This window comes from Mesorhizobium sp. M0077 (assembly GCF_040322955.1).
Classification (GTDB): domain Bacteria; phylum Pseudomonadota; class Alphaproteobacteria; order Rhizobiales; family Rhizobiaceae; genus Mesorhizobium.
The window spans coordinates 169763-179874 of sequence record NZ_JAMYUL010000002.1; the positions used below are offsets into that span (position 1 = coordinate 169763).

8 protein-coding genes are annotated in these 10112 nt (G+C 63.8%); 4 read left to right on the forward strand and 4 right to left on the reverse strand.

Features of this window, described 5'->3' with window-relative positions; genetic code table 11:
- Positions 1–26 precede the first annotated feature (26 nt).
- Positions 27–1010 carry an N-acetyl-D-Glu racemase DgcA gene (dgcA, locus tag NKJ57_RS05005; RefSeq protein ID WP_023690143.1) on the forward strand — a complete coding sequence of 328 codons (984 nt, stop codon included), beginning with the start codon at positions 27–29 and terminating at the stop codon, positions 1008–1010.
- Here the strand turns inward: dgcA and NKJ57_RS05010 are convergent.
- Positions 981–2195 carry an MFS transporter gene (locus NKJ57_RS05010; RefSeq protein WP_352512643.1) on the reverse strand — a complete coding sequence of 405 codons (1215 nt, stop codon included), beginning with the start codon at positions 2193–2195 and terminating at the stop codon, positions 981–983. The genes dgcA and NKJ57_RS05010 overlap by 30 nt on opposite strands.
- Before the next feature lie 104 nt (positions 2196–2299).
- On the reverse strand, positions 2300–3115 hold the full coding sequence (locus NKJ57_RS05015) for a UDP-2,3-diacylglucosamine diphosphatase (protein ID WP_352512644.1): 816 nt from the start codon (positions 3113–3115) through the stop codon (positions 2300–2302).
- 120 nt (positions 3116–3235) lie between these two features.
- Between NKJ57_RS05015 and NKJ57_RS05020 the strand changes: the two genes are divergently transcribed.
- Both NKJ57_RS05020 and NKJ57_RS05025 read left to right on the forward strand, forming a co-directional pair.
- Positions 3236–4015, forward strand: coding sequence for an SDR family oxidoreductase (locus tag NKJ57_RS05020; RefSeq protein WP_352512646.1), 780 nt, complete (start codon positions 3236–3238; stop codon positions 4013–4015).
- Between the two features lie 159 nt (positions 4016–4174).
- Positions 4175–6499, forward strand: a complete 2325-nt coding sequence (locus NKJ57_RS05025; protein ID WP_352512648.1) for an NADP-dependent malic enzyme — start codon at positions 4175–4177, stop codon at positions 6497–6499.
- 5 nt (positions 6500–6504) lie between these two features.
- On the opposite strand, the gene NKJ57_RS05030 is transcribed toward NKJ57_RS05025, so the two are convergent.
- A complete protein-coding gene (locus tag NKJ57_RS05030; RefSeq protein ID WP_352512650.1) occupies positions 6505–7125 on the reverse strand; it encodes a DUF1287 domain-containing protein in 621 nt (206 codons plus the stop codon).
- 203 nt (positions 7126–7328) lie between these two features.
- On the opposite strand from NKJ57_RS05030, the gene NKJ57_RS05035 reads away from it, so the two are divergent.
- Positions 7329–8522: a DUF2865 domain-containing protein gene (locus tag NKJ57_RS05035; RefSeq protein WP_352512652.1), complete on the forward strand. Its 1194-nt coding sequence runs from the start codon at positions 7329–7331 to the stop codon at positions 8520–8522.
- On the opposite strand, the gene gltX is transcribed toward NKJ57_RS05035, so the two are convergent.
- Positions 8440–9813, reverse strand: coding sequence for a glutamate--tRNA ligase (gltX, locus tag NKJ57_RS05040; RefSeq protein ID WP_352512654.1), 1374 nt, complete (start codon positions 9811–9813; stop codon positions 8440–8442). The two genes, NKJ57_RS05035 and gltX, sit on opposite strands and share 83 nt — an antisense overlap.
- Positions 9814–10112: the final 299 nt, after the last annotated feature.

Sequence of the window (10112 nt, forward strand, 5' to 3'; positions counted from 1 at the left end):
TTGTCGCATAGCCGGAGCAGAAAATTATGGCGCGTGTCATTTCGGTTGAGGCCGAGCGTTTTCCCATTGCCGGCACCTTCACCATCTCGCGCGGGTCGAAGACCGAAGCCGAAGTCATTACCTGCACGATCAGTGATGGGGACAATCGCGGATGGGGCGAATGCGTCCCCTACAAGCGCTATGGCGAGACCATGGAGGGGGTGCGCGACGCCATCGAGGCCATGCGCCGGCAGATAGAAGGCGGCATCAGCCGCAAGGAACTGCTCGATGCGATGCCGGCGGGTGCTGCCCGCAACGCCATCGATTGCGCCTTGTGGGACCTGGAGGCCAAGATCAGCGGCGTTGCGGTCGCGGACGCCATCCACGTTGTGCCCTTGTCGGCGCTGGAGACGGCCTACACGCTGTCGCTGGGCGAGCCGGAGGCAATGGCGGCGCAAGCCCGCGCCAATGCCGGGCGGCCGCTGCTCAAGGTCAAGATTGGCGGCGACAACGACATGGCCCGCATCCGCGCCGTGACCGAAGCGGCGCCCGACAGCCGCATCATCCTCGACGCCAATGAAGGCTGGATCGATGCCAACATCATCGAGAATCTCGCTTTCGCCGCCGAACATGGCATAGCCCTGATCGAACAGCCGCTTCCCGCCGGCCATGATGCCATCCTGCGCCACATCGCGCATCCGGTGCCGATCTGCGCAGACGAAAGCGTCCACGAGGCGAAGGACCTCGAAACGCTTGTCGGCCTCTATGACGCCGTCAACATCAAGCTCGACAAATCCGGCGGCCTGACCGCCGCCCTTACCCTTCGCAACCGCGCCCGGGAGCTGGGATTCGGCGTGATGGTCGGCTGCATGGTCGGCACGTCGCTGGCGATGGCGCCGGCAGTGCTTTTGGCGCAAGGCGCCGACTTCGTCGACCTCGACGGTCCGCTGCTGCTTGCCCGCGACCGCCAGCCCGGCCTCGTGTACCAGGGGTCGCTGGTGTCACCGCCTGACAGGATGCTGTGGGGCTGAACGCGCGGCGAGCCCGATCAGCGCCAGGCCGACGATGGCGATCGGGATCATCGCCAGGAAGCCGTCGACGCCGTAGCGCTCGTAAAGCGGGCCGGACGCCAGCGTCACCGCCGCCATGAAGAAGCCGTTGAAGAAATAGGCAATGCCTTGCGCCGCACCCGTGCGTTCTTCCGAAACCGTTTCGCCGATCATCTTCTGCAGGCCGATCAACACCATCGCCACCGACACCGAATGCAGGGTCTGGACGCCGAAGAAACCGGCGACGCCAAGCCCGAGTGGCCAGATCAGCGGAAAGGCGATCCAGCGCACGATGGAGCCGATGCCGGCGATCAGCATCACCTTGACGACCGAGACCGAGGCAAAAATACGGTTGAAAAACACGAACATGCAGACCTCGGCCACTACGCCCCAGGCCCACAGCAGGCCAACGACGGAATCGCTGATGCCGACCGATTTCCAGTAGATTGAGACAAAGCCGTAGAGGAAGGCATGGCTGGCGGTGATGATGCCGACGCCGAGGGTGAAATACAGGAAATACGGATTGAGAAGGCTCGGCGCCTGATGCTGGATGTCGGCGGCAGATAGCGGCGAAGCGCGGCGCGGGCGGCCAAGCCGCGGCGCCAGCAATCCGGCGACGAGCGCGGCAGACAGCGCCGCAAAGATGATTACCGGCACGGCCTGCGGGCTCGTCCAGGCCAGGATAAAGCCGCCTGCGACGTTGGCGCAGAGATAGGATATCGAGCCCCATTTGCGCATCGCGGTGTAGTTCGAGCCGAAGCGGCGCACGCCCGACAGCGCGAGCGAATCGGCGATCGGCGAATGCGGCGTCCACACCACCGTCAGCGCCAGCGATACGGCAAGCACCGCCGCATAGGTGGGAGTGAGGAAATAGCCGGCGGAAAGCACCATCGTCGCGGCCACCAGCGCGATATAGACATCGGCCCTGTCCTTCGCCCGGTCCGCCAGCGCGGTCAGCAGCGGCGTCGTCACCACGCGCAGGAACATCGGCGCCGCCAGGATGATGGCGATCTGCTCGGCGTGGAAACCCTGGGCATGCAGCCACAGCGGGAAATAAGGCACATGCGTTCCCAGCGACACGAATAATGTCGCGAAGATCAGACTCATGCGCAGTTCGAAATGGCGCGGCTTGACGAGTTGTTCGGGCGAGAGCGGCGGCAGCGACATGAATCGATCCAATTACGCTGCACAAAGGGCTGCAACGCAGATCGATCCCTTAACATGCGCGAAAGCGGTCCGAAACTGCCTGGGCCAGTCGATTAACAGGAGGGTTATGCCGCTTCGACGACCCTGTCTTCGATCAGCAAGGGGATGAACGGCTCGTCCGGTGCTTCGGGCAGCACCAGCGCCCAGTGGATGATCTCCATCTTGCCGTCGAAATGTTCGACCACCGCCGTGCAGCTCTCCACCCAGTCGCCGGTGTTGATGTACTGCACATCCTCATAAGTCTCGATGGCGGCGTGATGGATGTGGCCGCAGATGACGCCGTCGACATGCGAGCGGCGGGCCTCCTCGGTCAGCACCGTCTGGAACGAGCCGATGAAGTTCACCGCCTTCTTGACCTTGACCTTGGCCCAGGACGAGAACGACCAGTAGGGAAGGCCGAGCATATGGCGGAGCCTCGTCACCACGCGGTTGACCACCATCGCGGCGTCATAGGCGTAGTCGCCGAGGTAGGCCAGCCAGCGTGCATTGTGGACGACGGTATCGAACTGGTCGCCGTGGATGACCAGCAGGCGCCTGCCATCGGCGGTTTCGTGGATGGCGCGGTCGGCAACGACGATGCCGCCGAAATGCACGCCTTGGAACTGGCGCGCGAATTCGTCGTGATTACCGGCGATATAGGTGATCGAGGTGCCCTTGCGCGCCTTGCGCAGCAGTTTCTGGACGACGTCATTGTGGCTCTGCGGCCAATGCCAGCTGCGCCGCAGCCGCCAGCCGTCGACGATATCACCGACGAGATAGATGATATCGGCGTCGTGATACCGCAGGAAATCGATCAGGAACTCGGCCTTGGCCGCCTTCGATCCGAGATGCAGGTCGGATATGAACATGCTGCGGAAAGTGCGGGTTTCTGTACCGGACATCAGATCGTCACCGTTGCTTTCGCGCAGGCTATGCCTCGATTCATGCAACAACCGTATGACGGTTGCGATTGGGCCAGCCAAAGGGCTAGCGTGCCGCGCCATTCACAGGAGAAAATCGTCATGGATCTGGGCATCAAGGGCAAGAAGGCCATCGTCTGCGCATCGAGCAAAGGGCTGGGCCGCGGCTGCGCCATGGCGCTGGCCGAGGCCGGCTGCGATCTCGTCGTCAACGGCCGCAATGCCGAGCTGCTGGCAAAAACCGCAGCCGAACTGCGCGAACGCTACGGCGTGAAGGTGACCGAGATCGTCGGCGACGTCTCGAAACCCGACGTGCAGCACGCGCTCCTTGCCGCCTGCCCCGACCCGGATATCCTGGTCAACAACAATGGCGGCCCGCCCTTGCGCGATTTCCGCGAACTCGACCGCGCAAAGATCCTCGAAGGCGTGACGCAGAACATGGTGACGCCGATCGAACTGGTGCAGGCCGTCATCAACGGCATGGCCATGCGCGGCTTCGGCCGCATCGTCAACATCACCTCGCTGTCGGTCTACGTCCCGATTCCGGGCCTCGATCTGTCGTCCGGCGCGCGAGCCGGGCTGACCTCGTTCCTGGCCGGCGTGGCGCGCACGGTGATCGACCGCAACGTCACCATCAACAGCCTGCTGCCGGGCAAGCTCGACACCGACCGGCTGCGCGGCCCGCATGAGGCCGGCACGATGGAAGACCCGGCAGCGGCCGCAGCGCGCAAGACCCGCATCAGCGCCGACGTTCCGGCCAAGCGGCTCGGCACGCCGGAAGAGTTCGGCCAGATCTGCGCCTTTCTGTGCTCGGTCCATGCCGGTTATCTCACCGGCCAGAACATCCCCGTCGATGGCGGCCTCTATGTCAGCGCGTTCTGAAGGGCTCGATGGATAATCGGCAGGATTTCAGCGCAATCATTTGAAATAGTTCGATCTTTCCGGACCGGGTTGTTTTAGCCGCCCTTGCGTCATTTGGCGTCGCGAAAAACCATTTTTGCGTGCTAAAAGGCTGCAAAGCAGGTTTGAGGGAGCGGCCGCATGGAAGGCGAGAACAAGAAAACGGCACGTTCGGACCTCGACGAAGCCGCCCTCTACTTCCATAAGCATCCAAGGCCGGGAAAGCTCGAGATCCAGGCGACCAAGCCACTCGGCAACCAGCGCGATCTGGCGCTGGCCTATTCGCCTGGTGTTGCCGCCCCCTGCCTCGAAATCCGCGACAATCCGGCGACCGCCGCCGACTACACGGCGCGCGCCAATCTGGTCGGCGTCGTCTCCAACGGCTCGGCCGTTCTCGGCCTCGGCAATATCGGCCCGCTCGCCTCCAAGCCGGTGATGGAAGGCAAGGCGGTGCTGTTCAAGAAATTCGCCGGCATCGACGTCTTCGACATCGAGATCGACGCGCCGGGCATAGAGCGCATGGTCGAGACGATCTCGGCGCTGGAACCGACATTCGGCGGCATCAATCTCGAGGACATCAAGGCGCCCGAATGCTTCGAGGTCGAGGCGCAGTTGAAGGCCCGCATGGGCATTCCCGTCTTCCATGACGACCAGCATGGCACCGCCATCATCGTCGCCGCCGCGGTGCTCAACGGGCTGGAATTCGCCGGCAAGACCATTTCCGACATCAAGATCGTCACCTCAGGCGCCGGTGCGGCAGCGCTCGCCTGCCTCAACCTGTTGGTCTCGCTTGGCGCCAAGGTAGAGAACATCTGGGTCACCGACCGCTTCGGCGTCGCCTACAAGGGCCGCACCGACGAGATGGATCGCTGGAAAGACCCATATGTGAAGGACACCGAGGCGCGCACGCTGGCCGATGTGATCCCTGGCGCCGACGTCTTTCTCGGCCTGTCGGCCGCTGGCGTGCTGAAGCCGGAATTGCTTGATCATATGGCGCCTAAGCCGTTGATCCTGGCGCTGGCCAACCCCAATCCCGAGATCATGCCGGAGGTCGCGCGCGCCGCTCGTCCCGACGCGATGATCTGCACCGGCCGTTCCGATTTCCCCAATCAGGTCAACAACGTGCTTTGTTTTCCTTACATCTTCCGCGGTGCGCTGGATTGCGGCGCCAGCGCCATCAACGAGGAGATGAAGATGGCCGCGGTCAGGGCAATTGCTGCCCTTGCCCGCGAGGAACCATCCGACGTCGCCGCCCGCGCCTATTCCGGCGAGACGCCGATCTTCGGACCCGACTTCCTTATCCCCTCGCCCTTCGATCCCCGCCTGATCCTGCGCATCGCGCCGGCGGTGGCCAAGGCTGCCTGCGACACCGGCGTCGCGACCCGGCCGATCACCGACTTCGCCGCCTATATCGACCAGCTCAACCGCTTCGTCTTCCGCTCCGGCCTGGTGATGAAGCCGGTGTTTTCGTCGGCCAAGGCTTCGAACGCCAAGCGCGTCATCTATGCCGACGGCGAGGACGAGCGCGTGCTGCGCGCAGCCCAGGTGGTGCTGGAGGAAGGCATTGCCGAGCCGATCCTGATCGGCCGCCCGCACGTCATCGAGGTCAGGCTGAAGCGCTACGGCCTGCGTATCAAGCCGGGCGTCGATTTCGGCCTGATCAACCCGGAAGACGATCCGCGCTACCGCCATTATGTCGACCTGTTGATCGAGCTTGCCGGCCGGCGCGGCGTGACGACGGAGGCCGCGCGCACCATGGTGCGCACCGACAATACGGTGATTGCGGCACTGGCCCTCAAACGCGGCGACGCCGACGCCATGATCTGCGGCCTCGAGGGCCGTTTCGAGCGGCATCTGCGCAATGTGACGCTGGTCATCGGACCACGCGCGAGCGTCAAGGACCGCGACCTGTCGACGCTGTCGATGCTGATCTCGCAGCGCGGCATCATCTTCCTCACCGACACCCATGTCTCGGTCGACCCGACGGCCGAGGAAATCGCCGAAATGACCATATTGGCGGCGGAGGAAATCCAGCGCTTCGGCATCGAGCCGAAGGCAGCGCTGCTGTCGCATTCGGATTTCGGCTCGCGCGATTCTCCCAGCGCGCTGAAGATGCGGCAGGCAGCGGCGATCCTGGCGCGCGTTGCGCCCGACCTGCAATGCGACGGCGAGATGCATGCCGATTCAGCCCTGTCGGAGCATCTGCGCCAGCGCGTCTATCCGCATTCGCGGCTGAAGGGCGAAGCCAATCTCCTGGTGTTCCCCAACCTCGACTCCGCCAACATCACGCTGACCGCGCTGCGCACGATGATGGATGCGCTGCATGTCGGCCCGATCCTGCTTGGCACCGACAAGCCGGCGCATATTTTGACGCCGTCGGTGACGTCGCGCGGCGTCGTCAATATGACGGCGCTGGCGGTGGTCGAGGCGGCGCACAAGGCGCAGGCGGTGGTTAATTTCGGCTGAGTTTCTCACGCAGGCACGAAACGGTAATGCCCGGTCTGCCTGAAGGCAAACAGCGTGTCCTCCTCGCGGGCGCCCGCCCCGATATTGTGGATGACCAGCGCTCGTTCCGGCACGTCCGCCGAGCGTTCGGATGAGACGATGACGATGTGCGGCAGGTTGCCGGGCAGCATCTGGGTGACGATATCGCCCGGCTGAAAGTCGGGAGGATACTCGCTGGCGGGCAAGGAAACTCCCTTGCGCCCGAAAAAAGCGGCAAGATTGCCGACCCGTCGGTGGTCGATGTTGCGGTCGGTCGCTTTCAGGCCCCAGGTCTTGGGATAGGCGGCGAAATTGGCGGCCATATCCTCATGCACCAGTTTCTGCAGGTCGAGATTGAAGGCGCGGCGATAGGCGCGCACGATGACATCCGTGCACACGCCCCTATCCGGCGCGACGTCGCCGCCGGGATAGCCGAGGCGGACATAGGCCGGGTCGTAGAAGGTGGTGACGCCGATCTGCTCACGCGCGGCTTCGACCAATTTGCTGCGCCAGTCCGGAGCGGCCGGATTTTCCTGCGCCCGGGCGGCGGGCGCCGCCAGGCACAACAGACCGAACTGCAGCGCGGTTCGACGGGTAATCGCGATCATGCCAGCTCCCCGGGGCATTGCTGGATCGTGGGATAATTCCGGGGCGATTGCGCCTTTTTCATGCAGCGGTGAGATCGCACAGTTGCGGCCCTATCCAAACGCCTCCTGCAACGCCTCTATGGGCTAAGACCATCTTTGGTTGTAGATTGAGGGAACGGTTAACCGCGAATCCGGTAGACAGGCAAGCAAGCGGGGTTCGGGCAATGACGGGCGGACGATGGAGGCTGAAGCACCTGGCTGCGCTGCTCGGCGCGCTTGTGCTTTCGGCCGTCGCCACCACTGAACCGCAGGCCGCCTCCCGCGTTTGCCGTCAACTGGAAGCCGAGCTTGCTTCTTCATCGAATGGCGGCGGCAATTCCAGCATGGTGCGGAAGTATGACAAGGCCATCTCCCGCCAGTTCGAACAGCTATCAAAGGTGCGCGGTCGTGCGAGCGATGCGAATTGCGGGTTTTCGCTGTTTTCGCGCAATGTCAGCCAATGTGCTGCGCTGAACAGCAGCATCGATCGCATGAACGCCAATCTCGATGCGTTGCAAGCCAAGCGCGCGCAGCTTGCCGGCGGCTCGCGGCGCGACCGCGGCCGCATCCTGGCCGCGCTCGACGCCAATGGCTGCCGTGACGAGCCCGCGCCGCGCCGGGAGCCGCTGCAGGAAGCCAGCCGCGAACCCGACGACGGCAATCTGTTCGACCAGCTTTTCGGCGGCAACCGGCAGATCGACACGCTCGATCAGCCCGATGATCTCGGCGAGGAGCGCAATGTGCGCCGGGTGCTCAATCAGCCCGGCGTGCCGGATTTCCCGACGGTTGGCGGCGAGTTCCATACGAGCTGCGTGCGCACCTGCGACGGCTATTTCTTCCCGATGTCGAACTCGGCTTCGCTCGGCGATTTCGAGCGCGACCAGAAGAATTGTGAATCGAGCTGCCCCGGCACCGAAATGCAGGTGTTCTATTCGCGCGGCATGGAAGACGATTCGGCCAACATGACGTCGTCGGTGACCGGCAGGCCCTACAGCGAGTTGCCGACCGCCTATCTCTACAAACAGCCCAACATGTCGCGGCCGCTGGCTTGTGGCTGCAATGCGCAGGCCGGAAATTTCGAGATCATCGGAGGCAACCCGCCACCGCCCGAGCAATCGCAGCCTGATACCGAGACAACGCCATTCATTCCGGTGCCGGCGGCCAGACCCGATCCGGGCGCGGATCCGGAGACGCTGGCGAACGTACAAGGCGGGCTCGACCGCGCCGCCATCAAGCGCCTTGCCGTCAAGCCGGTGGTGTCGCCGGTGTGGCTGATCCCGCCGGACCAGCGCAAGGTCAGGGTCGTCGGGCCAGCGTTCCTTCCCGACCCAGCAGCGGCAATAGATCTGCAAGCTCCGGCCCGGAAGCAAGTCCGGTAAGCGCCAGCCTGAGCGGCATGAACAGCGCCTTGCCCTTGCGGCCGCTGGCTTCCCTGATCCTGGCCGTCCAGTCTTTCCAGACCGTACCGGTCCACGGCTCTTCCGGCAACAGGTCGAAGGCCTGCTGCAGGAAGTCGCGATCCTCGTCGGAAAATTCCGGCGCCGGCTGCGGGCCGTCGGCAAGGATGCGCCACCAGCCGACCGCGTCGCTCAGCCGGTCGAGATTGCCGCGCACCGCCAGCCAGAACGGCTCGGCCTTGTCGCCGGAGATGCCGAGCACGATCAGCCGGTCCCGCGCCTCGGAAAAAGGCATGTGGTGCATGAGCGCACGATTGAGCACGAACAGCTCGTCCGGGTCGAATTTGGCCGCCGATTTCGACGTGGCGGCGGGATCGAAGCGCGCGGCCAGTGCCGGCATGTCATGCACCGCCGCGACATTTTCCGAGGTGCCGACAAGGACGGCCAGCGAGGCAACCGCCATCGGCTCGATGCCCTCCTCGCGCAAGCTCTCGATCGACAGCGCACCGCTGCGCTTCGACAGGCCCTCGCCCGAGGCCGTGGTCAAGAGATTGTGGTGGCCGAAGACAGGCGGCTCGGCGCCTAGCGCCTTGAACAACGCGATCTGCACGCCGGTGTTGGTGACGTGGTCGTCGCCGCGGATGACATGGCTGACGCCCATCTCGATGTCGTCGACGACCGAAGGCAGCGTGTAGAGATAAGTGCCGTCCTCACGCCGCAGCACCGGATCGGACAGTGAGGCCAGATCGACGGTTTCCTCGCCGCGCACCAGATCGTTCCAGTGCATTTCGGTGCGCTCGGGCTGCAGCGGATCGCTGGTGAAATTCGGCAGCAGAAAGCGCCAGTGCGGCCGGCGGCCATCGGAGCGGTATTCGGCGATCTGCTGCTGCGAAAGCGCCAGCGCCTCGCGGCCATAGACCGGCGGCAGGCCGCGCGTGCGGCGCACCTTGCGGCGCAGGTCGAGTTCTTCGGGGGTCTCGTAGCAGGGATAGACAACGCCGGCCCTTTGCAGCCGCTCCACTGCCGCGTCGTAAGTTTCGAAGCGCCGCGACTGGTATTCGGTGGCGTCGGGAAAAATGCCCAGCCAGTGCAGGTCGTAGAGGATGGCGTCGGAAAATTCCTGCCTCGAGCGGGCAATGTCTGTGTCGTCGAAGCGCTGGATGAAACGGCCCTTGTTGTTCATGGCAAACAGCCAGTTGAACAAGGCGGTGCGGGCATTGCCGATATGAATGCGGCCGGTTGGTGAGGGGGCAAAACGGACGGTAACTGTCATGAGCGGGGCGTAACGGATGCTCTTGGAATTGACAAGACGCGCCCCCGCGCGACGCCAAAGACATAATGCACGCCAGCTAAAATGAAAAGGCTGTGAGCCAGAATCCGGCCGGGCCTGTCTCGGGTGAACCGCTCACCAGCGGTCCACGCCGGCAGAATCGGCTTTCCTCAGCCGCTTTTTGTCCCCGTTATCCACATATGTGACACACAAGATGTTGGGGTCACAAAAGCTACGCAAACGAATCCTTGACGACGCAAACCGAGTCGCCTTTTATGTGCCATGTGCTCTTGTTGAGGGCG